The following is a 26389-nucleotide window of genomic DNA, read 5'->3' as shown; positions in this document are numbered from 1 at the left end:
GGTTAATCTTTATTTTATTTGAACATCATGACCACACATAACCTATCCTTAGATGAGCAAATCACGCTCGTAACCACCGCCTTGGACGACTTAAAAGCCAAAGAAATCACCGTGATGACGGTTGAACATTTGACCGAGATTGCCGAGCGTATCATCATCGCCAACGCCACCTCAAAACGCCATGTCAAGGCACTTGCCGACAAGCTCGGAGCCACTGCCAAAGAAGCAGGGCTTATGCCACTGGGGCGTGAAGGCGACAAAGACAGCGACTGGACGCTTGTGGATTTGGGGCGAATTGTCGTACACATCATGACTCCGCAAGCTCGTGAGTTTTATGACTTAGAAGGGCTATGGTCATCGTCAGAAGCCTTGCAAACACTTGCCATGCAAAAGGCGTGATACACAAATAAAAGGGCGTGATTGCCCTTTTATGTTATGCGATAATACCATTCATGCCCCACCCCAAAACCAATCTCCATAAGGCTTGATAGTATCCGCCCTGTCAGCCCCCACACCACTTCGGGCATACCGTCATCATCGCAGTCATAGACCCACGCAGGGGTATGGAGTTTGGCGGTGCTGTGCGTGATTTGACGGTCAAAAACAACATCCACAGGCGTGCCATATAGCACATCAAAGGGTAGCCAAAACAGTCGTGCTATCTCATCTTCGCTGGGCGTAAGCGACCCCACCACATCAGGCGGTATGCTTGCCACCACAGGACGGACAAGCAAGCCTTTTTTGGAGATTTGCATGGGCAGATACCCCAAAATCTCCACGTCCGCCCGATGTAGTCCCACTTCTTCGCACGCTTCACGCACGGCGACATCTGCCGATGATATGTCCGTCTCATCACGCTTACCACCGACTAAGGACACTTCCCCTGCATGGCTACTAAGATGGTTTGACCGCCTTGTCAAAAGTAGCTTTGGCACAGATTCGTCTGTGATGACGATAAGCACGCACGCCTGCGGTAAGGGGCTTTCGTTTATCAGCTTATCATACCGCTTTATCGCTTGCTCACGCACAAACCCTGTCAAAAGCTCATTGTTATCCGTAAAGGGCAAAATATCCGCCCCACGATACTGTGCTAAGGCTTGGGCGAGCGGATAAAAGCGGTGCGAATCTGGCACATTGACCGTTTGTTTGTCTATAAAATCATTTGTCATTTTACTCATTTTCATTTAAACTTGTGATATTTAGCTTATCATATCATTATGTCCTACTGCTTACAATGCGGTCAGCCCGCCACGCACGTCATACCAGACGGCGACACCCGTCCACGCCTAGTCTGCACGTCCTGCGGTTATATCCACTATGAAAATCCCAAAATGGTCTGTGGGGTGCTTGCTGTCCATGAGGGGCGGATTTTGCTGTGCAGGCGAGCCATTGAACCTCGCTATGGACTGTGGACACTCCCAGCTGGCTTTATGGAAAATGGCGAGACCATGGCGGACGGGGCAAAACGTGAAACGGTCGAAGAAGCCGAAGGCGTGGCAATTGGTTTGAAACTCTACGCCCTATTTGATTTGCCACAATGGGGGCAGATTCATGCGATGTATCTTGCCAATTTAAAAGACGGTCAATTTGGTGTGGGGAGCGAAAGCCTAGAATGTCGGCTGTTTTATCCTGATGAGATTGACATGGAAAATCTCGCTTTTGAGACGGTACGCCAAACCATTGAACGGTATGTGGCAGATAAAGAACGCTTAGAAACATTGGGTAAAGATGGTGGGGATTTTGGTTGTTATCCTTTGCATGAAGTATGTTTGGATAAATGGGGCGAAACTTAGCACCCATTCAACCCCAATTTCTTTAACCCAAATCCCTCTGCAAAATCAACGCATCCACCGCCCCCCATTCATCTTTATAATAGCCCTTTCGTACATCAATTTGATAAAACCCTTGTCTTTCGTACAGGCGTATGGCTGGGGCGTTGTCGGCTCGCACTTCTAAGAGTATCCGCTTCGCCCCTTTGTCCTTGCATAATTTGATAAAATCGCTAAGCAAACCACCGCCCACGCCCTGCTGTTGATGCCGGCTGTCTGTGGCAATGCGTAAAATCTCTGCCGTCTCAAAGACAATTTGATAAATACAATAACCAAGCATTTCATCACATTCATCATCGTCATCACAAGCGACAAGCACCCCCACCCCAAACTGCCCCAGCACCGAATGCACCGCCAAGCCGTCCCAAGCATCATCAAACAGCTCACGCTCCACCCGTGCAATGTCGGACAAATAGCCTGATGATTGGGCGGTGTCGGGCGTGGCAAAATTTAAAAAAACTGTCATAAAAGTTACATGATTTCGTGGCTAAATATGTTATGATAACTCAAACATGAAGATTTAACCAATTTTTTATAAAGAGAAAAGGTATGAAAAAAACACCAACGTGGAACGACCCCAACGCCACCGATGAAGCCAACAAATACCAAAACCCCATTCCCTCACGCCTGCTTATCCTGCAAACTGTCGCCCAGATGAATAACGAGGGCAAACCTGCCACGATGGAAAGTTTGGGGCTACATTTTGGGATTTTGGGTGATGAGGAGCGGTTTTTTGCCCTAACCAACCGCCTAAAAGCCATGCTACGGGACAACCAACTAGAACGCACGGACGGCATTCATTTTAGCATTGCCCCCCTACCCACCACCGTAACAGGCAAGGTGTCATCAAATGCTAAGGGCTTTGGCTTTGTCGTGCTTGACGATATACCCGACCTATTTATCCATGAAAAGCAAATGCGTGTGGTCTTTGACGGCGACACAGTAGAAGCGGTTGCCACCGAGTTTCGTGGCAAGCCCGAAGCCCGTATCCAAACCGTACTGCACCGTGCCAGCACCGAATTTGTGGGCGTGCTTGATAAGGACGATGACGGCTATTTTGTCCAATTATCAGGGGCGAACGCTCATCAACCCATTACCCTAAGCGATGATGACGTGGCTCATCACGGGGCGAGCGTGGGCGACAGCGTGAAAGTTGCTATCATTGACATGCCCACTTATCAAGAGTACGCCACAGGCAAGATTGGCGAGCTTTTGACCAATCTTAATGACCGTGAGCTTATCATTGAAACGACTCTACTAAACCACGCCATACCGCACGAATTTAGCCGTGCCACCATAGAGCAAGCCAATGCTTATACCGAGCCGACTGCTAAGGACATGAAAGGACGTGTGGATTTAAGGGACTTGCCACTCATCACGATAGACGGCGAAGATGCCCGAGATTTTGACGATGCGGTCTATGCCTGCAAACGCTCAGGCGGTAACTATCGTGTCGTGGTTGCCATTGCGGACGTGAGCCACTATGTAACGCCCCAATCTCCGCTTGATGTGGACGCTTATGAGCGTGGCACGAGCGTGTATTTTCCCCACCGTGTCGTCCCCATGCTCCCAGAAGTGCTGTCCAACGGCTTATGTTCGCTAAATCCCAAGGTGGATCGCCTCTGCATGGTTGCCGACATCAAGCTGTCTCGTGCGGGCAAGGTAACAGGCTATGAGTTCTACCCTGCGGTCATGCACTCACAGGCTCGCCTGACTTATAACCAAGTCAATGCCTATTTTGACGACCCAACGAACGAAACTCTGCCTGATGATTTGGTCAAAAATCCTGACGTATGCAAGTCGGTAGATACCTTGTATCAGCTTTATCAGATTTTAGATAAAAAACGAGAGGAACGCGGGGCAATGGCGTTTGAGACGGCAGAAAGCTACATCGTCTTTGGCGAAGACGGCGACATCAAAGACATCAAAAAACGCACTCGTGGCGACGCTCACAAGCTCATCGAAGAGATGATGCTCCTTGCCAATACTTGTGGGGCAAATTTCGCCCTAAAACACGACTTGCCCGCTCTCTACCGCAACCACGATAAGCCCTCTGATGAAAAAAGCAGTAAACTTGCCGAATATCTTAAATCCTTTGGTTTGGCATTCCCCACCGAGTCGCCCACCCATGCCGACTATCAGCGTATCATCAAGGCAACCGAAGGGCGAACGGACACCGAGAGCATTCATTCCATGCTCCTTCGCTCGATGATGCAGGCCAATTATAGCCCTGACAACATCGGACATTTTGGCTTGGCGTATGATGAGTATAGCCATTTTACCAGTCCGATTCGCCGTTATCCTGACCTCATGCTCCACCGAGCCATTAAGGACAAAGTAACAGGCAACAAGCCCAAACCTGCGATTTATAAAACCCTAGACGAGGCAGGCGAGCAAACCTCCACCACCGAACGCCGTGCTGAGGAGGCGAGCCGTCATGTGGAAACATGGCTCAAATGCCATTATATGGGGCGACATCTGGGCGATGAATTTGTGGGAACAATTACCACCGTTACTAATTTTGGACTGTTTATCACTTTAAATGACTTGTTCATTGATGGGCTGATTCACATCTCCAACCTGTCAGCAGAATATTATGAATACAACGAGCGAGAGCAAGCACTCATCGGCGAGCGTGGCTCAGTATTTAAACTGGGCGAACAGCTTTTGATTAAGGTTGCTGGCGTGAATATGGATTTGCTCCAAGTAGATTTTGCGTTGGTGGAGAAAGTGGGAGATGAGAAGGTGGTTAAGCCTGCTAAGAAAAAGGCGAGCAGAAAGAAAAGCTGATTTATCCCACAAAAGGGCGATTATCCACCCCAATAAAGACAAACTGTTCGTTATGGCAGTTTGTCTTTTTTATTATAATGATTTTTATTATTTAGCAAATCTTAATAAATTTTAATTCATATTTATCAATCACTTACACGACAGTAAATTCATTAAAATTTTTATGGATTTATTTAAAAAATGACTTGCATTTGCATTTTATGGGCGTATAATGGTTACACTTGATAGCAATTAATTTATTTAACAATTGTATTTTGTTTTTAAATTAATTTATCTGTTTTATAATTATTAATAAATTATGGCATTTGTATTTTAGTCTCAATATCAGTTTCTAAAATATCATATGCAAAATAGTGGGGTATAAATAAATGCTAGACATCGCCAAATTTAATGAAATTTTAGATGAATTACACGCCGACTCTGCCGAGATTGAAGCATCAGCACTCATCACTGATGATGGCATCACACCTGCCCATGGGTGTGAACGAAGAGCGGATTAGTGCCATGAGTGCCGCTCTACTGTCGGTCAGTGAACGTATGATTGACACGCTATCGGGCAGTGAGAGCGAGCGTGTGATGGTACAAAGCAAAGTGGGCTATGTCATCGTCAGTGCCGTGGCTGAGAACCTGTTATTGACAGTTGTCGCGCGTCCTGATGCCAAGTTGGGCATGGTCTTTCACGACATCAAAAAAGCATCGCAAAGTGTGCAAGCGGTACTAAACGGTCAGGTAGCATAAAGCATACCTGCCATTAACAACCATTCACAAACGGCAGGCAATGCCGTTTTTTGATTATGTGGTTCATAAAGTCATGAAAATCCTTTACAATCATTCACTTATTTTTTAAAATAACCGCTTACTCATTGACTAAATATTTATTGATTAGGGAAAAATCATGCTACCAAACCATCAGTCGATCACTCGCCAAGACATCGCTCGCCTGTTTGATTTACCGCTCATGGATTTGCTCATGCAAGCCCAAAGCGTTCATCGTCAGCATTTTCGTGCCAACGAAGTCCAAATCAGCACACTATTATCCATCAAAACAGGCAACTGCCCTGAAGACTGTGGCTACTGTTCGCAGTCGGGACATTATCGGGATAAGACAGGGCTAACCGCCGAAAAACGCCTTGAAATCCAAAAGGTCTTGGCATCGGCAAAGCGTGCCAAAGCATCAGGCTCATCTCGCTTTTGTATGGGGGCAGCATGGAAGCACCCATCAGCCAAGGACATGCCGTATTTGGTGGAGCTTATCCGTGAAGTCAAAGCGTTAGGGCTTGAGACGTGCATGACTTTGGGCATGCTAAAACCCGACCAAGCCCAGACTTTGGCAGACGCAGGGCTTGACTATTATAATCACAACCTTGATACCTCTCGCAATTATTATAGTCAAGTAACATCTACCCGCTCGTATGATGACCGCCTAGAGACGCTTGAACACGTTCGCCGTGCAGGGATAAATGTGTGCAGTGGCTCAATCGTGGGGATGGGCGAGAGCCGTGATGATAGGATAGACTGGATACATGAATTAACCCAAATGCCCATACCACCCCAGTCCATTCCCGTAAACCTACTCGTCCCCATCAAAGGCACGCCGCTTGGCGATAAGGTGCTAGAAGAAGGTAAACTATCTGTCATTGAGTGGATACGCACGATTGCCGTTACTCGCATTTGCTGTCCGACAAGCTACGTGCGACTGTCGGCAGGGCGTGAGAGTTTGACGGACGGTGAACAAGCGTTGGCGTTTATAGCAGGGGCGAACTCGTTCTTTTATGGCGACAAACTGCTTACCACAGGCAATCAGTCCCAAGCCAACGATGACAGACTTATGGCAATGCTTGGGCTTGTTGCCGAAAAACCTACCCCCAAACCCAAAATCGTGAACGCCATGACGGGCAAGGCAGAATTTGATGAATTTCATGACTTACCGCAGGGTTGTCCGTTGTCGGCTTGATAACAAAACAATAACAAACCCTTAAGCCCAATAAAATTTATGCTTGCTCTGTCATCATAAACATAAAAAGATATAAGTTTACAAAAGTCTTAAAGGTTTGTTAAAATAGGCATCTATTTTTATCAATTTATTGGATAAGTCATGAAAAAAATCACGCTTTCTTTTGCCTTATGTGCAGGGTTATTTGGATGCACCGATAAGCCTGTCGAAACGCCCGCCCCAGCCGACAGCCAGCAGACAACCACCGCCGCCCCTGCCGAAAGACCAAGCAATCTGCCTGATGATGCCCCTGTGGTAAAGGTTGTGACTTCAGGGGTTCTACCACCCTTAACCTTTTTAAACGAAAATGGCAACCTAACTGGCATAGATGTGGATATCATTCACGCCATCGGTGAGGACCAAGGCTTTAAGGTGGAGCTACACAAAGAAAGATTTATTGACATGCTTCCCAATCTAGAAGCAGGTAAATATCAAGTTGTCATTAGTGGTTTATCTCCATCACCTGAACGTATTGCTAAATTCGGTCACACCAATGCCTACTTGCAAAACCCATCCATCATCATGCATAAGCCCAACGTTGCGGTAACAGACATCGCAAGCCTAAAACCGTTGCGTGTGGCAACCATGAAAGATACCACGCAAGAAAAACTCATTAACGAGTTATCTGTTGCATCACACGAGACCGTAGATACAGTATTTCAATTGTATCAAGGTTTAGTTCAAGACAAATATGACGCGGTATTGCAAGACAAATACTTCTTAGAATATATCGCTCTTAATTATCCCGATCATCAGATGAGCGTGGTAGAGTATGACAAAACTCCGAACGCAGCAGATATTGTTATGTACACCCAAAAAGGCGACCAAGAGCTGCTAGATAAGCTCAATGCAGGCATTAATAACCTGCAAAACTCAGGTGAGATAGATAAAATCGTCTCACGTTATCTGACCCTACCTACCGCCAAATAAGTAGGGCGTGCCTGCCTTTGGTATTTGCAATGAAAAATGAGAAAAATCGCACGTTTTTCAAGGAAAAAACTTGTCTGATAGTTATTCTATCAGACAAGTTTTTGACGATGAAAAACAAGATTTAGCCATTTTTCATGCAAAAATTGACAAAAGCGTTAAATTTTCATCTTATTTTATAAAAATGTTATCAATGGTAGGCACGCCCTAATTAAAGCAAATCGGTACTGGCAAGTAATTGGCATTGGCAGATAACCCATCAAAGACCAAGCAAGCATAAATCAAAAAACACTTGTAATTGTTGTAATATCTTGTTACACTTTACAAGTGTTTTTATTTTGAAAGCAACCTAGGGAGTAATAATGAAAAAATCCGCTTTTGCCAAATACTCAGCACTTGCCCTAATGGTCGGGATGTGCCTGCACACCGCTCACGCCAAAGAGTTTAGCCAAGTCATCATTTTTGGGGACAGCTTGTCCGACACAGGTCGCCTAAAAGATATGGTCGCCCGAAAAGATGGCACGCATGGCAATGCCTTACAGCCATCTTTTACCACCAACCCCGATCCTGTATGGTCAAGCTTATTTGCCCAAAGTTATGGCAAAACCGCCAGTCCCAACACGCCCGACAATCCCACTGGCACCAATTACACTGTGGGCGGTTCCCAGTCGGCACGCACTGCCATATGGACAGATACAAGTGGTGCGGTCAGCGTAAACATTCCCACCACCAACGACCAAATCAAGCATTATCTATCAAATACCAACGGTCAGACCGACCCCAATGCACTGTATGCGATATGGATTGGGGCGAATGATTTGTTCTATGCCATCGAACATGCCAACCCTGCACAAGTTGCCAATGCCGTTCAAGCGACCGCAACTGACATAGAAACATTAAATCAAGCAGGGGCGAGAATCATCTTGGTGCCAAACATTCCTGATTTGTCACTCACACCACTTGTGCAAAACCACCCTGCATTATCCGCCCAAAAAGGACAGGTGCAACTGCTAACTCAGATGTATAATAGTGGCGTATTTAACATTCTAAATGGCACTACCGCCAACGTCGTACCTGCCAATACCTTTGCCCTGCTTCAAGAAGCGGTTGCAAATAAAGAAGCTTTTGGCTTTGAAAATGCCAATGGCGTGGCATGTCACAATAAGCCAAACATCAACCCAACATCGTCATCATTGGCTTGCAATGAAAACTCACTCATGGCAGGTGCGACAGGCGAAAACTACATGTTCGCTGACTTAATTCACCCATCGGGACGCACTCACCGTATTTTGGCACAGTATTACCGCTCCATCATGGACGCCCCTACTCACATGGGTAAACTCTCAGGCGAACTTGTCAAAACAGGCTCTGCCCACGACCGCCAAACGTATCGTCAGCTTGACAAATTGGGTAATTCACACAGCATTTGGGCAAGCGTCCATGCCAGCGACCGTACCGACCCCACCACCCAAATCGGCTTGGACGTGGCGGGTTCATCAAGCCATACAGGGGCGTATCTGACTCACCAAAACCAAGATTATGCTCTGGATGACACCCTATCATCGGATGTCAAAACCATTGGCATGGGGGTGTATCATCGTCATGACATCGGCAATGTCCGCCTAAAAGGCGTGGCAGGAATAGACCGACTTAGCGTGGATACGCACCGCCATATCGACTGGGAGGGAGCAAGGCGTTCGCACACCGCAGATACCACCGCCAGACGTTTTCATGCAGGGCTACAAGCCAGCTATGGCATAGACATGGGCAAAGCCACTGTGCGTCCGCTTATCGGCGTACATGCCCAAAAAGTCAAAGTAAATGACATGACCGAGAGCGAACCGACTTTATCCACCGCCATGCGTTTTGGTGAGCAAGAACAAAAGTCCCTGCAAGGCGAGATTGGCGTCGATGTGGCTTATCCGATTAGCCCCGCTTTGACTCTGACGGGCGGTATCGCTCACGCTCATGAGTTTAACGATGATGAACGCACCATTAATGCCACTTTAACCTCCATTCGTGAATACACGAAGGGCTTTAATACAAGCATTAGCACCGACAAATCTCACGCCACCACCGCCCATCTGGGCGTACAAGGGCAACTTGGCAAGGCAAATATTCATGCAGGGATTCACGCCACCCACCAAGACAGCGATACAGACGTGGGTGGTTCGCTTGGGGTTCGCTTGATGTTTTGATTGGCTTTTAAAGATAAAAAGTGGTATCATGCCACTTTTTATTTTGCCAAAAATCTATGTTTGAGTACATCAAAGCCTTTCACATCATCGCCATGGTTTGCTGGTTTGCAGGGATTTTTTATTTGCCACGGCTGTTTGTTTATCATGCGATGAGCGATGATAAGATTAGCCAAGAGCGGTTTGCTATCATGGAGCGTAAACTCTACCGTGGTATCATGAATCCTGCAATGATGGCAACGTGGGTACTGGGGCTGTCTATGGTCATCATGAATTGGCAAATCTACAAAACCCAAGGCTGGCTACACGCCAAAATCACGCTCGTTATCCTACTTACCATCTATCACATCGCTTGCGGACGATTTCGTCTTCGCCTTGCCGACAACCCCAAACTAAAGACCCACATCTATTGGCGGTGGTTTAATGAAATCCCTGTCTTTATCTTGATTGCGGTGGTCATTTTGGTGGTGGTAAAGCCGTTTTGACTATTGTCATGCCATCTCGTTATTTTTTCTTTAAACTGCCATAGATTTCTCATGCAATTCTCATTTCTGATAAATTATATAAATCATTTGGGTTAATTCTTGCTAACAAATCAATATTTAATTTATTATTTAAGTGCTATTTAGTGCTTTTATTGGTATTGTTAATTGAGTATACTTTTCTAGAAAGCCGTTCGTGGTGAGCTTGTCGAACCATAACGGTTTTCCTAGACTTCGACAAGCTCAGTCCGAACGGAAAACCTTAAAATCTATCTTTATTTAACAATACCCTTTTATTGGTATTGTTAATTGAGTATACTTTTCTAGAAAGCCGTTCGTGGTGAGCTTGTCGAACCATAACGGTTTTCCTAGACTTCGACAAGCTCAGTCCGAACGGAAAACCTTAAAATCTATCTTTATTTAACAATACCGATATTATAAAATATTATTTAGCACTTCATTTATTTGTGATTTCAATCACAAATAAATGAAGTTATTAATGGCTTAAGATTTGTTTATATCATCAAAAAGAACATAGATTTGATGCATCTTTAAACAAATTTAGCATGATAAGGGCAAACCTATGCGATTAGACAACTTTTCTACGACTACGCCACAGGGTTATGATACTGGCTATGAAAGCAGGCTTGATGTTGAGAATATCTTTGATGTCATAGAATCCAAATCAAGCAATCATCGCCCATTTTTACGCAACGACAAAGGCGTGATTACCATTGACTTTGGCGACCCCATCATGGACCCAGAAAGCAATCAAAGCTCACAAAGCCTGACAGGGACAATCAGAACCGAACCACCATCACCTCGCCAACGTTTTCGACAGATTGATCTTGATTTGTCCTATCAGGGTATTAGTGATGTCAATGCCCTCTCCAACCTAAAACAGTTTACTCGTATCAACCTGAGTTACAACCAAATCAACGATATTGAGCCATTGGGACTTTTAAAGCAACTGACTCACATCCGACTTGACCACAACCAAATCAAAGACATCTCTGCCTTTGCTGACTTGTCTCGATTGGAGCTGATTAATATTGAGAATAACGAAGTTGCTGACATCTCTGCCTTATCTTCGCTTGGTCGATTAAAAACATTGGCATTATCTGATAACAACATCAAAGACATCTCGCCCTTAGCGAAGCTGTTTTTGGTGTCATACTTATATCTGAACAATAATGAGATTAGTGACATCTCTGCACTAAAACAAGTGGGCTGTTTGGCGTATTTTAACACGCTGGATTTGTCCTACAACCAAATATCAGACATCAGTGTATTGGCTAATTTGACAGAACTGCGTTCGCTGAGCCTAAGACGCAACCAAATTAGCGACGTCTCTGCTTTGTCAGAGCTGACCAATCTTACTGAAGCGTATCTGGGCTATAACCAAATCAGCGACATTCGCCCCCTTGCCAATCTGAAAAACTTGCTTTGGCTTAGTTTAAAGGGCAACCCTGTAAATGCCAATGACATAGCATGGCTCCAAGAACAACTGCCCGAGTGTAATATTTGCTTTGGCGATGATTGTTGTGATTAACCCATTTATCATTGAACGATTGACATTAAAAACACGCTGTTATACATTAGGCGTGTTTTTATTTTTAGGATAAGTTATGAAAGCCGTATTTTTAGACCGTGCCACCTTCTCGGACAATGTCGCCTTGCCCGCCCCAGACGGCATTGACGATTATACCGTGTATGACAGCACGCCCCAAGATGATGATATTATCGTGGAGCGGTGCGTTCATGCCGACATTATCATCACCAACAAAGTCATATTAAACCGTGCCGTCATTGACCGCTTGCCCAATCTCAAACTTATCCAGCTCACCGCCACAGGCATGAACAACGTGGATATGACCGCTTGTGATGAGCGTGGCATTGCCGTCAAAAATGTCGCAGGCTACTCGGTAGACAGCGTGCCTGAACACACCTTTATGCTCATGCTCACCGCCATGCGTGCAGGGGTGCATTACCACAGACAAGCCACGGACGGCACATGGCAAGCGGACGGGCGGTTTTGTTTGCTTGATACGCCCATTTTTGATTTGGCAGGGCGGACGCTGGGCATTGTCGGCAAAGGGGCAATCGGACAAAAAGTCGGACAAATCGCCACCGCTTTTGGCATGAATGTACTATATGCCGAACGAGCAGGCAAACCGCCAAGAGATGACAGCTACACCGCCTTTGATGACGTTCTGGCACGTTCGGACGTGATTAGTCTGCATTGCCCATTAACAGACGACACGCACCACCTAATCAATGATGAGACGATTGGCAAAATGAGCAAAAAACCGCTTATCATCAATGTCGCTCGTGGGGCGGTTGTGGATAGTGGGGCGGTTGTGCGTGGGATTGAGCGTGGGCAGATTGCAGGCTATGCCACAGACGTATTCTCCCAAGAGCCACCCCCTGCCGATGAGCCACTGTTGGCACTACACAACCACCCACGAGTGATTATCACGCCCCACAACGCATGGGCAAGCCACTCAGCACAAAGTCGGCTTTGGGGGATTTTGTGTAAGCAGGTGAGTGAGTTTGTTGGGGGTTGATTGCTAAAATATTAAAATAATGACGTACCGTTTAATTGGCAATTATTCGGTGCGTGGCGTTTAATCTATATACTCAAAAACCATTATGAAAAAATCATTCATCTTATCCTGCCTTTTGCTATCAGCGTGTAGTGATGTACCGCTAAACCAAAATGCCGACACGCTTATCCAAAACTATCACGACCGCCAAAATACCGCCACGACCGCCCAAAAAGACAGCTATTATTATCTTTTGGGTATTGGGGCGAGTGATGAGCCGTTACAGGCGGGTAAGGCGTATCATGATGAGTTGGGGCTTGTATTAAATCAATCTGGTAATTTAGATGAAAATATCCGCCAATTAAATCAAAAACATGACCTTAATGGATTATCTAAGCAAATAAAAACAGATGATGACATATTTTGTAAAATCACGTCTGATAATGATAACGCCCATGATTGTTTTAAAAGTTTAGCCAAAAGTGATACTGGTATTTCGCCTTATCCTATCATTCATGAGCGGTATTTGACATTTTTAACAAATCCACCTGCTCTTATTAAAAATAGCATGAGAGTGGATGTACAAATGCCCGATTATCGGGTATTGGTTTATGGACAAAGAGCTCATCTGATTCATCATTTAAATAATGACCCCAAACAATCCATGACGGCATTATCACAAGAATTGGCGTTATTAAGACAGCATTTGGCAAATGCTAATACATTGATAGAAAAAATGATTTATGCCAATCTTATCATCAATCAGCTTCAAGCCATGACTTTGTTTAAAAGTCAAAACCCTGATTTGACCACCGACATCATACCACCTTTAACTGCTGATGAGTTAAGTTTAAATCACGCATGGACAGCAGAGTTTATGATGAATTATGAAACTTTTGAAAATCTTGAAAGGTTGGATTATGGTGTGTTTGAAAAATTAAAAATGACATTGCTTTATAATAAAAATAAAACTTTAAATCAAGTTGCCAATTTTTATCAACAAGGTATTGACCACGTCAATTTATCTGCCCCAGAAATCGCTAAGCGGTTTGATGACGAATTGACACCGCCAAAGATTGATTATACTAATTATATCGGTAGCACGCTTGCCAATATCGCCCCGTCTGATTATCGTCATTATGCGGTTAGGATAAAATCCCTAGACAATCTTATCACTATCGCCAATCATCATATCAATGGCACGCCATTAAATAATGTATTTGCTCCGACATTGACAGGCAGTGTCATAGAGAAAACCCACATTTGCCTACAAAATCCTGTAAGCAATGATAGGGTTGCCACCGAAACGAAAAAACGAGATGAGAAATTTGAGTGTTTAAATCTTTAAAGGGTGAATTCACTCCATGCTGAACCGTTTTGTAGGGGCAAATTGAATTTGCCCTATGTAAAGATTGTTTTTGAGTGTTGTGTTCGCCCCTACACGCCCATATTTAAGCGTTTTTAATAACACCCTAAAACGGCACTTCGCTTTCCCAATCGAGCCAAGCCCCATGCGTGGGGTGTTTTAGGCGAAGTTTGTGGGCGTGTAGATTGAGACGTGGGGCAAGCTCTAAGGCGATATTTTCAGCATAAATCGGGTCGCCAATCATCACATGACCGATATGTACGCAGTGGACTCGTAGCTGATGACTTCTGCCTGTGATGGGACGCAGAGCCAGACGGGTTACGGCATGAGCCTTGCCTGCCTTGTCGGTGCGTAGCTCGTGGTGCAGGACTTCATAATGTGTCAAAGCTCGCTTGCTCCAATTCATGTCCACGATATGACGGGGCTTGGTGGTGGGTTCGTAGCGAACAGGCACGTCAATCACGCCTTTTTTGCCCGCCCGCTCTATCGTGCCAAACACGACCGCTTGATATTCTTTGCTGACCATTCGCTCGGCAAATTGCTTGGATAAGTGCGTTTGAGCAAACTCATTTTTGGCAAAAATAATTAAGCCAGAGGTGTCCATGTCAAGCCTATGAACGAGCTTGATATTGGGATAAACCTTTAAAAGTCGGCTTTGCAAACTGACCTTCAACGAGCGTCCGTCCACACTAAGTAGCCCAAAAGGCTTATCCCCCACCCAAATGTCATCGTCTTCATAGACGGTGATTGAGTGGATAAAATTTTTAAAAAATTCATCATTATATTCGCACTCTTGGGCGTTCATTAGGGCGATTTTGTCATCAGATAGGCGGTCGTGGCGGTCGGTCATGGGTTTTGGGGTCGTTTAATGATTTGGATTAACGGGGCGAATTGATGATTTTTGTAAATTTAATCATCATCTGGCAAAAAGTTTGTTATTATAGCATGAAGTTTTGGGGATATTGTGATGATTTGATTTGCCCTAATCCACCGATTAATAGGACTTATCATCACACACTTGAAAGTCATCAAGACACCCCCATTATACACGCATTCACTTATTTACAAAGGTAATACCCATGAGCATTATTAACACCACCGATGCAAGCTTCGACCAAGACGTACTACAAGCCAATAAGCCCGTTCTTGTGGACTTTTGGGCAGCGTGGTGCGGTCCTTGTAAAGCCATTGCCCCTGTCCTAGAAGACCTAGATGCCGAATATGGCGACAAATTCCAAATCGTCAAAGTCAATGTGGACGACAACCCAGAGACATCAGCACGCTTTGGCATTCGTAGCATTCCAACTTTGTTCGTGTTCAAAAATGGCGAAAAAGTCGATACCGTGGTTGGTAGCCGTCCTAAATCAGAGTTTGTTGAATTGCTAAACAAGCATTTATAATCAACAAGTCTTAAATTGGTACATAAATTAACCATAATCCGTAGGGGCGAATTATATTCGCCCTTATAAAATGTATCAATTTTTAAGCTCTTTGATTATAATGTCAAACACACCCAAAAACCTGCCCTTGTGCAGGTTTTTGTTTTTTGCATAAAAAAACAAGCCATGACCATCATGACTTGTTTTTGTGACTTAACTTATATCACAGCCTTATCAAAGCCTTATCAAAGCCTTAGCCCCTTTTTTAGGGGCAACCGCTCGGCAAGTTCTAACAATGCCTTTTGGTACACGCCCCGTTTAAACGGCACAACCTGCCCCAAAGGATACCAGTAACTCACCCACGCCCATTCGTCAAACTCAGGGGTTGCGGTGTCAAAGCGGATAAAGTCGGTGTTTTTTTCATCCAAGCGTAGCAAAAACCATTTTTGTTTTTGCCCGATACAGAGTGGCTCTTGCCCCAGTCGCACATAACGCTTAGGCAGGCGGTAACGAAGCCAATCATGTGTCACCCCCAGCACTTCCACGTGGTGCGGACATAAGCCCACTTCTTCATACAATTCACGGTACATCGCATCAAGCGGTGTTTCACCCCTGTCAATCCCACCTTGTGGAAATTGCCAGCTGTCGTGTCCGATTCGTTTTGTCCAAAGCACTTGCCCTTCTGTATTTGCCAAGATGATACCGACATTGGCTCGAAAGCCGTCTGAATCAATCATGACTAACCTTAATGTAATAAATTTAAAGAACGCCAAAATTTTGGCAAATTATTGCTGTCTATTAAACCAAATTTTTGCCAAAAAGTGTAACATTATTTTGCTTAAAAATGTTGCAAATGGTAAATAATGGCAATAAATGCCGATTTTGGGTGTGTTTGTTGGTAAAATTGCCCCGTTTATCATCGTCATTGTTGCCAAAATGCACAAAAACCAAACCCAACCTTTAACGCTCAAAAATTTACCGCCTTGTCATTTTGTGCTACAATGCCCCATTATATTTAATTATATTTATTAAAATTTATCAAAAAAAGGTAATCCCATGAGCGACATGAGTGCCAGTGTAACATGGCTAAATAACGAAGCGATTAATTTTGAGACCGTGAGCGGTTCGGGACATAAAGTCATCATTGACTCAGCCCAAGAGCTTGGGGCAAGACCGATGGAGCTTATCCTAATGGGGCTGGGCGGTTGTGCCAGTTATGATGTGGTAAGCATTTTAAAAAAATCCCGCCAAGCCATTAGCGATGTTCGCTGTGAAGTGTCCGCCCGCCGTGCCGACAGCGTGCCTGCGGTATTTACCGACATTCATCTGCATTTTATCGTCGCAGGCGAGAACATCAAAGAATCGCAGGTCGCCAAAGCCATTGAACTGTCAGCAGATAAATACTGCTCAGCATCAAAAATGCTCGCCGATGGCGGGGTGAACATCACCCATGATTTTGAAATAGTGGCGATGACATAAGCATGAACTGGATTTTGCACGTGCCGAACGGCACGCATTATGCGATTGTGGCGCTCATGGTCGCTTGCGTGTTGCCCTTTGTCTTTGCGTTTTTGGCAAAGATGGCTGGCGGATTTGACTTTAAAGCCGACAACCACAACCCACGAGCATTCCTAGCACAGACCACAGGGCTATCGGCTCGCCTAAATGCCGTACAAGCCAACAGCTTTGAGAGCCTGCCTATCTTTATCGGGGCGGTGCTGGTCGCCATGTACTGTTTTGTCCCCCAAAACGTGGTGAATGGCATGGCGTGGCTTTATGTCGTGTTACGCCTTATCTATGGCGTGGCATATGCCATGAATCTGGCGACATTTCGCTCGGTGATTTGGGGTTTGTCGCTGGTTTGCTGTTTGCAGTTATTTTATTTTGCGATAAAGATGATTTGGTAAAAAGCCTGTCCTGTGGATGGGTTTTTGCTTTTGGCGTGAGCGTGCTTTGTTGTTGTTATTTAAAATGGTTGTTTTGATGGATTAAGATTGGGCATGATAGATAAACATGATAGATAAATGATGTTTTGGTAAGATTTTTCATATTTAAAACCCACAAAACCAAATTAACCACATTAACAAAGGCAAAATTTACCCACCGATTTTATATCCCTGTTAATAACCATTTAATCATCATAAATAAATTTTAAAACCACGCCTTGCATTTATTTAAAACTAGGACTTTATCATGGCGGTTAATTTTTCAAACACACTCATCGTGGCAATCTCAGCGACGGCATTATTTGACCTAAAAGAGCATGATGAGATGTTAAAACGCTTTTTGGCAGAAGACAAAGCCACCGCATCCGCTCGGTTTAGCGACTACATGAAATCGGTCGAAAACGAGCCATTACAAAAAGGCACAGGCTACCCACTCATCGAAGCCCTGCTAAACCTAAACAAATACCAACCACCCAAAGACTACCACGATGAGTCGCCTTTTGTCGAAGTCGTCATCGTCTCAAAATCCACCCCCGACCTAGGCATACAAGTGCTAAACGCCATACGCACGCATGGGCTGGGCATTACTCGCTCGGCATTCATCTCGGGGGCGAGTGTGGCGGATTATATTGATGATTTTGATGTGGATTTGTTTTTGACGACCAACGTCGATGATGCTCAAGCCGTCACCGATGCTCGCCTGTGTGCCTGTGCGGTGTTGGATGCCACGCCTGTGGAGATATTGGAGCTGGACACCGAACAGCTCCGTATTGCCTTTGATGGGGATGCAGTGCTGTTTGACGACTCAGGCGAGCTGGTGTTCAAACAAGAAGGACTACAAGCCTTTCATCATCGCGAAGAGAGCATGGCGGATTTGCCCATCGACAAAGGTCCTTATGCCGACTTTTTAATCAAGCTCTCCGCCCTACAAAAGAGCCTGCCCCACGACACCCTAGACAGCACCCACAATCCGATTCGTATCGCCCTTGTGACCGCTCGTAATGCCCCTGCCGACATGCGTGCCATTAAGACATTAAGGGAATGGGGTGTGGATGTGGATTTGGCGTTTTTCTTGGGCGGTATTGAAAAAACAAGGGTATTAAAAACATTTGCTCCGCATATCTTTTTTGATGATTCTATTAAGCATATTGACGCCGCTAAATCGGTTGTGCCGTCTGCCTTAGTGCCTTATCATTCCACGTCTTTACTTAATGAATACCACAGTCCTGATAAGGCGGTCATTGATAATATCGATCATGCCCAATTTGTCAAAACTGATAAAAAAGTGTTAAAAAACCCCAAAAAGACGAATAAATGATTTGTATTTTTAAAATAAAATGTGTTAATATAATCATACGATAAAAATCAGCGTTTTTATCTTTTTAAATAGAGATATTTTAAATTTATTTTTAATAAACCTAAAATATCCCAACTGGCACCACCAATGATCATCGGATGTATTGATGTATGCACATTGATGGATTTACCTTTGATTATTCTCACGGTTATTTTAAAGAGGAAATACCATGTCTAATGTAAATATTGACGCACTTAGCGTAGAACAGCTAGAAGCACTTACCAAAGATGCCCAAGCCAAAATCAAACAAAAGCAAGCCCAAGGTCTAAAAGATGCTTACTTGCAATTTAAACAAATCGCCAAAGAAAACGGCACCACCATCGATGAGATTCTAAAAGTAGGCAAAAAGGCTCAAAAAGAAGCATCTATTGCTTACCGTGACCCACAAAACCCAAAAAACGTTTGGGCAGGTCGTGGTCGTAAGCCAGGTTGGTTAGAAGAAGCCCTAGCCAAAGGCAAAAAACTAGAAGACTACAAAGTAAACTAAGCAGTAAAATAAGATAAGAGATTATCGCCTTGACTGCAAATAGATAAGTCAGGATATCTTATTCTGACTTATTTTAATTAAGATAATGGCAACACAATGCACAAATAAAAGCGACGGCATGCCAAAAGACAAACCAAAAAAGTAAATCCATTTAGTGAAAATATCGTCACACTAAATATGTGAATTTAACCGTTTATTTAAAACAAATTTATTGAATCAAATCATTATTTTTAAACATCAAAAGTTGAGTAACCATCATGGCAAGTATTAATAAAGTAATTATTGTTGGTCGTTTGGGTCAAGACCCAGAAGTACGTCAATTCCAAAATGGCGGTAGCCTGACCAGTATTAACGTGGCGACTTCTGACCGCTGGACAGACAAAAATACAGGCGAGCAAAAAGAGCAGACCGAATGGCACCGTATCAGCCTATTTAACCGCCTAGGCGAGATTGCCGCCCAATACCTACGCAAAGGGTCGCTCGTGTATATCGAAGGCAGTCTGCACACTAGGAAATACACCGACCAACAAGGCATAGAGCGTTATAGCACCGAAGTGCGAGCCAATCAAATGCAAATGCTTGACAGACGTGACAATAATGGCGGTGGCAATGGTGGCGACTGGCAGGGCAATCAAGGCTACAACAACCGCAACTTTGGCGGTGGCTACAACAACCAACAAAATAACCAATGGGGTAACGGGGGCGGTCAGCATGGCGGTTATCAGGGCAATAATGGCTTTGGTGGCAGTGCACCGCAACAAGGCGGCTATCAAAACGGCTTTAATAACCACTCCCAAAATGGTTTTGGGCAAAACACCCCAAGCTACCAAAATAACAACCCCAATCAAGGCTTCGGTCAAGCCCCACAGCACACCAATCAAGGCATGAACGTGAACCAAGGCATGAACCAAAATGCCAATCAGGGCGGTCAAGACAATAACGCCCCCGCTCAAAATGGAGCCAATCCATTCATGGGTGACAAACCTGCCCCCAAAGCAGTTACTCCGCCATCAGCCAGTGGCGTGGCAGACGATGACATGCCTTTTTAGTTCTGTAAAAATATTGCCAAAAACCAAATCGGAGAATTTTAAGAAAAGCTAGGAAGTCATAGCTTTTCTTTTTTATTCATTTGACATAATGGACATCTTTCCTACTAATAAGCAAGGATGTATTGAGTGGTTTTCTTACATAAATTGAGCATCATCTCACAAAAAACTCTCAATAAAATGCACCAAATCATCCCTACATCATCTTGCTTTTACTGTTTTTCTTGACATTGATGGAGTTGCAACGAGGGTGTGCTTTGTAATCTTATCCAAACCACAAACAACTGTTTTACAGACTAAACATAGATGATATTGTTATTGGAGTTGGCAGTATCTAGGAAATAGATAGATAGATAGATAGATAGATAGATAACTACCTAACCTCGCCTGTCCTTTTGCATAATTCATTATCAGTCTTTAAGAGATTAATGATTGTGTTGCCCCACGACTTATCACAAAAATAACCGCTTACCTTTAATAAATTGAGGCAAACGGTTTAATACAACAACAGCTGATGTGGCTACAGATTAGAATCGGTAAGTTACACTGCCCGAGACATTCAAGGGTTCACCATTGGTAATTTGATTAAACCCTGTTCCAGAGAAGTATTTTTCATTAAGCACATTATTTATATTGAGCTGGAAATCTAAGTTGGGATTTGCACGATAACGCCCCATTAGATTGACGAGAAATATACTGTCCTGACCGTATTTTTCCTGTGTGTTTGTTGCAGGGTTGGTTAGGTAAGCATAACGTTCCCCATACCAATTCACACCACCACCAATGCTTAGACCATTGATATAACGACTCATATCATGTATCGTCCAAAGCTTAATCATGCGGTCAGATGATGTGGTATTAATGGCTTTTCCATTGCGATCTTTAGCATTAAATTGGGAAAAGCTCATCATTGCTTGCCAATTTGGGCTAAGCTTGCCGCTAACTTCCACCTCTATTCCAGTACTGGTATTACCATCTGTGGTGGTATAAGCCACTTCTTTAGTGCTGTTTTCGGTGCCTTGTACACATGAACGCCCTGCGTTACAATCTCCCACCATGGCTTGTGCCATATTGTCTTTTTGGACGTGAAACAGTGTTACCTGTCCTTGCAGTTTGCCGTCTGGGCTACCACTTTTGAAACCCAACTCGTAGGTGTTGCCTTCTTCTGCATCAAGGTAGTCTCCATTAATATCACGCACACTTTGAGGCTTAAATATACTGGTATAGCTAGCATACACTGATTGGCTATCATTAATATCGTAAATAATACCCGCATAAGGCGTCCAAACATGATCGGCTTTTGCAGTCACTGTTCTGCCCCACTGAAAACCAGTTTTATCATAATCAGACAGGCGTGAACCCAATACCAGTGTTAGAGGTTCAGCAATTTTTAATTGCACTGCACCATAAATGCTTTTTTCTTTAGTCTTCACTTCAGCTTGTGGCGTATCTGGCAGGGTGGGCCATATTGGTTCGGGATAACTACCACCATGCCAATCATAAAGACTTGTAAGGGCATTTGGGTCACTACCAAGGCTGACTGAACGGGCATCACGCTTGTCGGTATGATGACTTGCACCAAACGTAAGCTGATGTTCCTTACCGAACAAATCAAACCACCCCTTAATGTCGGCAGAATAAAATGTCTGCTTAGTGGCATTTTTGGCAATGTAGCTATTGTATGTCCATGCAGGGTCTCTAACATTAGATGGAAGCCCTGTGATTTTGTCTACGGTGTTATAGCTATGGTAAAGTAATTTTGGATTGCCTTTGGTGTCCATATGGTATGCTTTTAAATTAAGCTCCCAATCATCATTAAAGTGGTGTTGTAGACTACCAAAATACTCTTTAGTTTCATTGTCCCAACGAGTCCAATCCACACTATTGTTCTTGTTAGACTCCCAATTTGTCTTAGAGCCATCGCTAAAATATGTTGGCAAACCACCCCACATCACACCATGTTGCTTATTTTTTCGATAAACGGCACCAATATCAAATGTAGTCTTATCTGTTAAATCAGCCTGCACCGTGGCGTAATAAGAAGTACGCCCACGTTTTTCACCATCAATAAACGTCTCACCATCTTGGTGGTTAAGCACCATGCGACCACGAACATTGCCACTCTTGGTTAGAGCTTGACCATAGTCAAGGCTTGCCCCGTAATTACCAAAACGATTTGCGTTGGCAGATACCTCTCCTGTAGGTGTATTATAAATGGCTTTTTTGCGTATCATATTAACACGAGCGGATGGCTCTCCTGAGCCTGTCAGCAACCCAGTAGCACCATGAGTAACTTCAACCCTGTCATAAATATCCGTTCCCACCAAGGTCTCCCCTACAGACATTTGGGCATTAAAATCCATGTCCGCTCCATCAGCACTAAACTGCTCAATATTAAAACCACGAGAACTAAAACTTAGTCTACCGCCATCTATATTGCCCACATTAATACCAGTGGTATTATCCAACACCTCTTTCATGGTTTGTAGATTTTGGTCTTTGATACGAGCCTGATTGAGCATACTGACCATTTGAGGGGTTTCGGTATTGCTAAGACTTAGCCCTGCCGAAGCTGTTGAATTGGGGACAGTGTAGCGATTGTAGTCCTCAAAATTAATGGTTTCATGAGCAAGAACTACGTGTGGCTCTTTCATATTAACAGGAATGTTTTCGCCAAAAGCAGTCTGACTAAAACAAACGACGGATATTGCAATGCTAAGATGTTTCTGAGAAAATTTTTTCATACTAAGCCTTATTACATGGGTGGAATAACAGGATGAGCCCTTTAATGATTGGACTTCCTACAATATTAGATATTCTGCTCGCCCTGAGCCATGCCTTCAGGCTAGAAAACCGTCATGGTTCGACAGGCTTACCACAAACGGTTTTAAATCAGAATTTTGTAGGAAACCTATTGTGTGATAGATACACAATAGTGGATAAACAACAATCGATACTTGTCAGTAAAAATATTTATTTACAAACGATTACAATAATAATTCTTATTTTTATTTTAGTCAATAACATTTTAAAATATTTTTTAACAAAAATTTAAAAAAATTAAAATATATATTGACATTTTTAATAATAATTGTTATTATTTTCAATAAATCTATCACTTATTATCAGGATGCTAGGTTTTTATACAGTTATTAAACAAAAGGTGTGAGTATGCAAAAATTACTAGGTGCTTTAATTTTATCTTTTATGACATCCACTGCCATGGCACACGGATTTTGGATTGATAAGCGTGCAGGAGAGCTTGCCATAGTCTTTGGAGAATGGGGTGATGATGCCAGTTATGATACAGATGTTTTAGACAGCATTCGTGGTTTGGATAAACAAGGCAAATCAATCGCCATTAGTACAACTGCCAATAAAAACAACATCACTGTTAATATGCCCAAAGATGTTAGTGCCATCATCAGCACCTACAAACCTAGTTACCACACTCAGGACAATAAGGGTGAATGGCACCGTAAATCCAAACTTGAGGTGAAAGATGCGGTGAGTGGCACGGTCTATGTACAAAATAACATCACCTTGTTTGACAACCAAGATAAGCCCATGTCATCGGCAGATGAGCTACAGTTACAAATTATCGCACTGTCAGACCCTTTTCAATTAAACATCGGTGACAAGCTACCTGTTCAAGTATTATTTGAGGGCAAACCACTTGCTAATGCTAAGATTGCTCAAGACTATATCAATAACCCCAAGGGCGAATTTATTGTAACAGACGACAATGGCAAGGCACATATTGTGGTGCAAAGCACAGGCATTACCGTTTTGCAAGTTGGTCATGAGGTAGAGAACCAAAACAAAAAATTGTCAGACAAAACTTATTATAACAGTACATTAGCCTTCAACTTATTTATGCATAAATATAAGTAATGAACCCTATCTGCAATTTATCAACCATTTATCAAAAATCAAAAATTGCCAGCCGTATTTTGTTGGCAATTTTTGGGTCTTATTTGACAGCTTTTTTGATTTCAGTATTGCCATTAGCCTTGCCAATACTTAATGTATCAGCAGTTGCTTGGGGTAAAATCATTGGGGTGGTTGGAGGTTCATTCACTTTTGTATTGATTTTTTGCATTTACTCTTTGAAAAAAGCTTGGATTTTTATGATAATCCTGAATTTTTTCTTATTTTTTCTTTGCTGGTATTTTGTGCCAAATTTCACTAATTTTATTGGCAAATGAAAACCAAAAACCATTTGTTATATTTTTTATGAATTATGAAGCTCAAAAAATTCTATTTTAAAAACTTTAATTTTATTGAAATTAAATTTTTTTACAAACTCAACAAAATCATAATTTCTTAAGAAGTCTAATAATATCTTCTCACGTATTAGATTTCCAAATACAATTAATCATTGGTATTGTTGGATACTAATCCATACAGCCAATCCTTCTTTTTATAAATCCATTTAAAATCCATGAGTTCAGTACACCGAAAAAAAGTAAAAGCTCCCAGTATTCGCCAACTGCTATCCCCCGTACACAGCTGGATGGGTTTGCTATTGGGTTGGTTATTATATTTTATGTTTTTTATGGGCACATTAAGTTATTTTAAAGATGAAATTAATATCATAACAATGCCTCATGCTTACCAAACAATTGGAAAGACCACAGATAATGATATTGTGCAAGCATTAGATTATGTTGATACACACCATTCTGACGCTGATAGGGTTTTTATTTACTCTGGTGATGAACGCAATCCTTTAAGAATCGGTGTTCAAACCAGTGGAGGTAGAGAGAACTATAAACAGTACGTAGCGACACGAGAAGGCTTTCTGCAAAGTAGCGGACACAGCCTTGGCGGTGAATTCTTTTATCGTCTGCATTTTGATTTGCACTATATACCTGTCATTTGGGCGAGATACTTGGTGGGCATTGCAGGCTTTATGATGCTTATTGCTATTATTACAGGCGTGATTATACATAAAAAAATTTTTAAAGACTTTTTTACATTTCGTGCAAGAAAAGGACATCGTTCTTGGCTGGATGCACACAATGCTTTATCGGCTCTTCCCCTACCTTTTCATTTAATGATCGCGTTTACAGGCATTATTACACTCGTCAATATGTATTTACCCTATTCGGAAAAAATTGCCAATATATCTCCCGATACTCATAGCCAATATTATGCTTTTGATTGGTGGGCAAAAAAAACGGATGAAGCTAAACCTGCTACAACTCCAAACATCCTACCGATTATTCATCATGCCAAATCATCTTGGGGACTCCATACAAACCACGATATTAAGATTGTTAGTATCAACCATTTTAATACCACTTCGGCACAGATTTCTATAGAAACACGAAACGATAAGCATTTTTCAAGATTGAGCACTTTTAATATTTATGATTATCAAGGCAATTTTATAAGAAGCAATCCAAAATACCCAAAAGGATTGTTGGCACAAAATGCTATTGTAGGCATGCATCAAGGGCGAGTCATGGGCATGCCCATGCGATTTGCGTTGTTTTTACTAGGATTGTCGGGTACGGCGATGATAGCGACAGGTCTAGTAATGTGGACAGTAAAAAAGAAAAATCAATTAAAAGGTAAAAAACATCTTGGTTTTTACCTAACAAATAAAACAAACGCTGGTGTCATCATAGGAGTACCATTAGCTACCATTATATTTATGTGGGCAAATCGCCTATTGCCTAATGATATGATTAATAGAGACAAAACAGAGATATTGATATTTTTTATTTCTCTTGCTACATCAATAATGATATCTTTATTTTTAAATGCCAAAAAATCGTGGATGATTTTGGCTTTAACAACTTCATTATTATGCTTTGCATTTCCTATTTTAAGTATAATATTGACAAATCGAGGAATAATTAATAGTATATTTTCTAATGATTGGGTTTTTGTTTTTTTTGATTTAACTATTCTGTTATTTTCTATATTTTTTTACTATATTTATTATTTTGTAAAAAATAATAGAATTAAATCTGTATAAATAATGAGAAATAGAAAATGATATTATGCTTATTTTGATAAATCTAAGAATTATTAA

At 42.8% G+C, this 26389-nt stretch carries 25 protein-coding genes and 1 pseudogene; 21 read left to right on the top strand and 5 right to left on the bottom strand.

Translation table 11 applies throughout. The annotated features are described in order from the left end of the window. Positions 1 to 27: 27 nt before the first annotated feature. Entirely contained in the window at positions 28 to 399 is a 372-nt protein-coding gene (gene rsfS, locus DX073_RS12895) for a ribosome silencing factor (protein ID WP_115008426.1), read from the top strand. Between the two features lie 29 nt (positions 400 to 428). On the opposite strand, the gene DX073_RS12890 is transcribed toward rsfS, so the two are convergent. Continuing rightward, the gene (locus DX073_RS12890; RefSeq protein ID WP_258556963.1) at positions 429 to 1169 is read right to left on the bottom strand and encodes an NUDIX hydrolase; all 741 of its coding nucleotides are present in this window, start codon (positions 1167 to 1169) and stop codon (positions 429 to 431) included. A 48-nt stretch (positions 1170 to 1217) separates the two neighbouring features. Here DX073_RS12890 and DX073_RS12885 point away from each other — a divergent pair, with 48 nt between their 5' ends. Then, positions 1218 to 1793 carry an NUDIX hydrolase gene (locus DX073_RS12885; protein WP_115008424.1) on the top strand — a complete coding sequence of 192 codons (576 nt, stop codon included), beginning with the start codon at positions 1218 to 1220 and terminating at the stop codon, positions 1791 to 1793. Positions 1794 to 1815: 22 nt separating this feature from the next. On the opposite strand, the gene rimI is transcribed toward DX073_RS12885, so the two are convergent. Next, the gene (rimI, locus tag DX073_RS12880; RefSeq protein ID WP_115008423.1) at positions 1816 to 2295 is read right to left on the bottom strand and encodes a ribosomal protein S18-alanine N-acetyltransferase; all 480 of its coding nucleotides are present in this window, start codon (positions 2293 to 2295) and stop codon (positions 1816 to 1818) included. 83 nt (positions 2296 to 2378) lie between these two features. Here rimI and rnr point away from each other — a divergent pair, with 83 nt between their 5' ends. The 10 genes from rnr to DX073_RS12835 all read left to right on the top strand — a co-directional run bounded on the left by rnr (position 2379) and on the right by DX073_RS12835 (position 14110). After that, positions 2379 to 4619: a ribonuclease R gene (gene rnr, locus DX073_RS12875; RefSeq protein WP_115008422.1), complete on the top strand. Its 2241-nt coding sequence runs from the start codon at positions 2379 to 2381 to the stop codon at positions 4617 to 4619. 368 nt (positions 4620 to 4987) lie between these two features. Next, positions 4988 to 5119, top strand: coding sequence for a hypothetical protein (locus DX073_RS14810; protein WP_258556962.1), 132 nt, complete (start codon positions 4988 to 4990; stop codon positions 5117 to 5119). Continuing rightward, positions 5073 to 5357, top strand: coding sequence for a roadblock/LC7 domain-containing protein (locus DX073_RS12870; protein WP_258556961.1), 285 nt, complete (start codon positions 5073 to 5075; stop codon positions 5355 to 5357). Before DX073_RS14810 ends, DX073_RS12870 begins: the two co-directional genes overlap by 47 nt. A 157-nt stretch (positions 5358 to 5514) precedes the next feature. Beyond that, positions 5515 to 6573 carry a biotin synthase BioB gene (bioB, locus tag DX073_RS12865; protein WP_115008421.1) on the top strand — a complete coding sequence of 353 codons (1059 nt, stop codon included), beginning with the start codon at positions 5515 to 5517 and terminating at the stop codon, positions 6571 to 6573. Positions 6574 to 6714: 141 nt separating this feature from the next. Next, a complete protein-coding gene (locus DX073_RS12860; protein ID WP_115008420.1) occupies positions 6715 to 7542 on the top strand; it encodes a substrate-binding periplasmic protein in 828 nt (275 codons plus the stop codon). Positions 7543 to 7901: 359 nt separating this feature from the next. Beyond that, the gene (locus DX073_RS12855; RefSeq protein WP_115008419.1) at positions 7902 to 9737 is read left to right on the top strand and encodes an autotransporter domain-containing protein; all 1836 of its coding nucleotides are present in this window, start codon (positions 7902 to 7904) and stop codon (positions 9735 to 9737) included. A 56-nt stretch (positions 9738 to 9793) separates the two neighbouring features. Beyond that, complete coding sequence (gene hemJ / locus DX073_RS12850) at positions 9794 to 10219, top strand: protoporphyrinogen oxidase HemJ (RefSeq protein ID WP_115008418.1); 426 nt, start codon at positions 9794 to 9796, stop codon at positions 10217 to 10219. A gap of 580 nt (positions 10220 to 10799) precedes the next feature. After that, complete coding sequence (locus DX073_RS12845; protein WP_115008417.1) at positions 10800 to 11768, top strand: leucine-rich repeat domain-containing protein; 969 nt, start codon at positions 10800 to 10802, stop codon at positions 11766 to 11768. Between the two features lie 76 nt (positions 11769 to 11844). Then, on the top strand, positions 11845 to 12783 hold the full coding sequence (locus DX073_RS12840) for a D-2-hydroxyacid dehydrogenase (RefSeq protein ID WP_115008416.1): 939 nt from the start codon (positions 11845 to 11847) through the stop codon (positions 12781 to 12783). Between the two features lie 85 nt (positions 12784 to 12868). Beyond that, on the top strand, positions 12869 to 14110 hold the full coding sequence (locus DX073_RS12835) for a hypothetical protein (protein WP_115008415.1): 1242 nt from the start codon (positions 12869 to 12871) through the stop codon (positions 14108 to 14110). Positions 14111 to 14234: 124 nt separating this feature from the next. Here the strand turns inward: DX073_RS12835 and DX073_RS12830 are convergent, their stop codons facing one another. After that, on the bottom strand, positions 14235 to 14978 hold the full coding sequence (locus DX073_RS12830; protein WP_115008414.1) for an RluA family pseudouridine synthase: 744 nt from the start codon (positions 14976 to 14978) through the stop codon (positions 14235 to 14237). Between the two features lie 223 nt (positions 14979 to 15201). Between DX073_RS12830 and trxA the strand changes: the two genes are divergently transcribed. Next, complete coding sequence (trxA, locus tag DX073_RS12825) at positions 15202 to 15528, top strand: thioredoxin (protein ID WP_220186770.1); 327 nt, start codon at positions 15202 to 15204, stop codon at positions 15526 to 15528. A 224-nt stretch (positions 15529 to 15752) separates the two neighbouring features. Here trxA and DX073_RS12820 read toward each other — a convergent pair whose 3' ends face one another. Beyond that, positions 15753 to 16244 (bottom strand): RNA pyrophosphohydrolase, encoded by a 492-nt coding sequence (locus tag DX073_RS12820; RefSeq protein WP_062499708.1) that lies wholly within the window; start codon positions 16242 to 16244, stop codon positions 15753 to 15755. A gap of 328 nt (positions 16245 to 16572) precedes the next feature. Between DX073_RS12820 and DX073_RS12815 the strand changes: the two genes are divergently transcribed. The 5 genes and pseudogenes from DX073_RS12815 to DX073_RS14805 all read left to right on the top strand — a co-directional run. Further along, a complete protein-coding gene (locus DX073_RS12815) occupies positions 16573 to 16986 on the top strand; it encodes an OsmC family protein (protein WP_115008571.1) in 414 nt (137 codons plus the stop codon). A gap of 2 nt (positions 16987 to 16988) precedes the next feature. Then, on the top strand, positions 16989 to 17414 hold the full coding sequence (locus DX073_RS12810) for an MAPEG family protein (RefSeq protein WP_115008412.1): 426 nt from the start codon (positions 16989 to 16991) through the stop codon (positions 17412 to 17414). Positions 17415 to 17700: 286 nt separating this feature from the next. After that, positions 17701 to 18771, top strand: a complete 1071-nt coding sequence (locus DX073_RS12805) for a 5'-nucleotidase (protein ID WP_079326736.1) — start codon at positions 17701 to 17703, stop codon at positions 18769 to 18771. Positions 18772 to 18979: 208 nt separating this feature from the next. Continuing rightward, positions 18980 to 19297, top strand: a complete 318-nt coding sequence (locus tag DX073_RS12800; RefSeq protein WP_115008411.1) for an H-NS histone family protein — start codon at positions 18980 to 18982, stop codon at positions 19295 to 19297. Positions 19298 to 19554: 257 nt separating this feature from the next. Then, positions 19555 to 20160 (top strand): annotated as a pseudogene (locus tag DX073_RS14805) (single-stranded DNA-binding protein); the annotation flags it as partial. A 710-nt stretch (positions 20161 to 20870) separates the two neighbouring features. Here DX073_RS14805 and DX073_RS12790 read toward each other — a convergent pair. Further along, positions 20871 to 23087, bottom strand: coding sequence for a TonB-dependent siderophore receptor (locus tag DX073_RS12790; RefSeq protein ID WP_115008409.1), 2217 nt, complete (start codon positions 23085 to 23087; stop codon positions 20871 to 20873). Positions 23088 to 23514: 427 nt separating this feature from the next. On the opposite strand from DX073_RS12790, the gene DX073_RS12785 reads away from it, so the two are divergent. The 3 genes from DX073_RS12785 to DX073_RS12775 all read left to right on the top strand — a co-directional run bounded on the left by DX073_RS12785 (position 23515) and on the right by DX073_RS12775 (position 26332). Beyond that, a complete protein-coding gene (locus tag DX073_RS12785; protein WP_115008408.1) occupies positions 23515 to 24237 on the top strand; it encodes a DUF4198 domain-containing protein in 723 nt (240 codons plus the stop codon). Next, entirely contained in the window at positions 24237 to 24551 is a 315-nt protein-coding gene (locus DX073_RS12780) for a hypothetical protein (RefSeq protein ID WP_079323883.1), read from the top strand. Before DX073_RS12785 ends, DX073_RS12780 begins: the two co-directional genes overlap by 1 nt. A 236-nt stretch (positions 24552 to 24787) precedes the next feature. Beyond that, positions 24788 to 26332 carry a PepSY-associated TM helix domain-containing protein gene (locus tag DX073_RS12775; protein WP_115008407.1) on the top strand — a complete coding sequence of 515 codons (1545 nt, stop codon included), beginning with the start codon at positions 24788 to 24790 and terminating at the stop codon, positions 26330 to 26332. The last annotated feature ends 57 nt before the right edge of the window (positions 26333 to 26389 follow it).

Source organism: Moraxella lacunata, from assembly GCF_900453205.1.
GTDB classification, from domain to species: domain Bacteria; phylum Pseudomonadota; class Gammaproteobacteria; order Pseudomonadales; family Moraxellaceae; genus Moraxella; species Moraxella lacunata_B.
Note: the sequence above shows the minus strand (reverse complement) of the source record. Positions and strands in the feature narration are given on the sequence as shown.

Excerpts from the sequence above, each read along its gene's own strand:
- DX073_RS12790 (WP_115008409.1), bottom strand. The coding sequence starts at position 23,087 with ATGAAAAAATTTTCTCAGAAACATCTTAGCATTGCAATATCCGTCGTT.
- DX073_RS12780 (WP_079323883.1), top strand. The coding sequence starts at position 24,237 with ATGAACCCTATCTGCAATTTATCAACCATTTATCAAAAATCAAAAATT.
- DX073_RS12800 (WP_115008411.1), top strand. The coding sequence starts at position 18,980 with ATGTCTAATGTAAATATTGACGCACTTAGCGTAGAACAGCTAGAAGCA.
- rsfS (WP_115008426.1), top strand. The coding sequence starts at position 28 with ATGACCACACATAACCTATCCTTAGATGAGCAAATCACGCTCGTAACC.
- DX073_RS12785 (WP_115008408.1), top strand. The coding sequence starts at position 23,515 with ATGCAAAAATTACTAGGTGCTTTAATTTTATCTTTTATGACATCCACT.
- DX073_RS12870 (WP_258556961.1), top strand. The coding sequence starts at position 5,073 with ATGATGGCATCACACCTGCCCATGGGTGTGAACGAAGAGCGGATTAGT.
- DX073_RS12840 (WP_115008416.1), top strand. The coding sequence starts at position 11,845 with ATGAAAGCCGTATTTTTAGACCGTGCCACCTTCTCGGACAATGTCGCC.
- DX073_RS12845 (WP_115008417.1), top strand. The coding sequence starts at position 10,800 with ATGCGATTAGACAACTTTTCTACGACTACGCCACAGGGTTATGATACT.
- DX073_RS12830 (WP_115008414.1), bottom strand. The coding sequence starts at position 14,978 with ATGACCGACCGCCACGACCGCCTATCTGATGACAAAATCGCCCTAATG.
- bioB (WP_115008421.1), top strand. The coding sequence starts at position 5,515 with ATGCTACCAAACCATCAGTCGATCACTCGCCAAGACATCGCTCGCCTG.
- DX073_RS12855 (WP_115008419.1), top strand. The coding sequence starts at position 7,902 with ATGAAAAAATCCGCTTTTGCCAAATACTCAGCACTTGCCCTAATGGTC.
- hemJ (WP_115008418.1), top strand. The coding sequence starts at position 9,794 with ATGTTTGAGTACATCAAAGCCTTTCACATCATCGCCATGGTTTGCTGG.
- rnr (WP_115008422.1), top strand. The coding sequence starts at position 2,379 with ATGAAAAAAACACCAACGTGGAACGACCCCAACGCCACCGATGAAGCC.
- DX073_RS12885 (WP_115008424.1), top strand. The coding sequence starts at position 1,218 with ATGTCCTACTGCTTACAATGCGGTCAGCCCGCCACGCACGTCATACCA.
- DX073_RS12835 (WP_115008415.1), top strand. The coding sequence starts at position 12,869 with ATGAAAAAATCATTCATCTTATCCTGCCTTTTGCTATCAGCGTGTAGT.
- DX073_RS12810 (WP_115008412.1), top strand. The coding sequence starts at position 16,989 with ATGAACTGGATTTTGCACGTGCCGAACGGCACGCATTATGCGATTGTG.
- DX073_RS12775 (WP_115008407.1), top strand. The coding sequence starts at position 24,788 with ATGAGTTCAGTACACCGAAAAAAAGTAAAAGCTCCCAGTATTCGCCAA.
- DX073_RS12890 (WP_258556963.1), bottom strand. The coding sequence starts at position 1,169 with ATGACAAATGATTTTATAGACAAACAAACGGTCAATGTGCCAGATTCG.
- DX073_RS14810 (WP_258556962.1), top strand. The coding sequence starts at position 4,988 with ATGCTAGACATCGCCAAATTTAATGAAATTTTAGATGAATTACACGCC.
- rimI (WP_115008423.1), bottom strand. The coding sequence starts at position 2,295 with ATGACAGTTTTTTTAAATTTTGCCACGCCCGACACCGCCCAATCATCA.
- DX073_RS12815 (WP_115008571.1), top strand. The coding sequence starts at position 16,573 with ATGAGTGCCAGTGTAACATGGCTAAATAACGAAGCGATTAATTTTGAG.
- DX073_RS12860 (WP_115008420.1), top strand. The coding sequence starts at position 6,715 with ATGAAAAAAATCACGCTTTCTTTTGCCTTATGTGCAGGGTTATTTGGA.
- DX073_RS12805 (WP_079326736.1), top strand. The coding sequence starts at position 17,701 with ATGGCGGTTAATTTTTCAAACACACTCATCGTGGCAATCTCAGCGACG.
- DX073_RS12820 (WP_062499708.1), bottom strand. The coding sequence starts at position 16,244 with ATGATTGATTCAGACGGCTTTCGAGCCAATGTCGGTATCATCTTGGCA.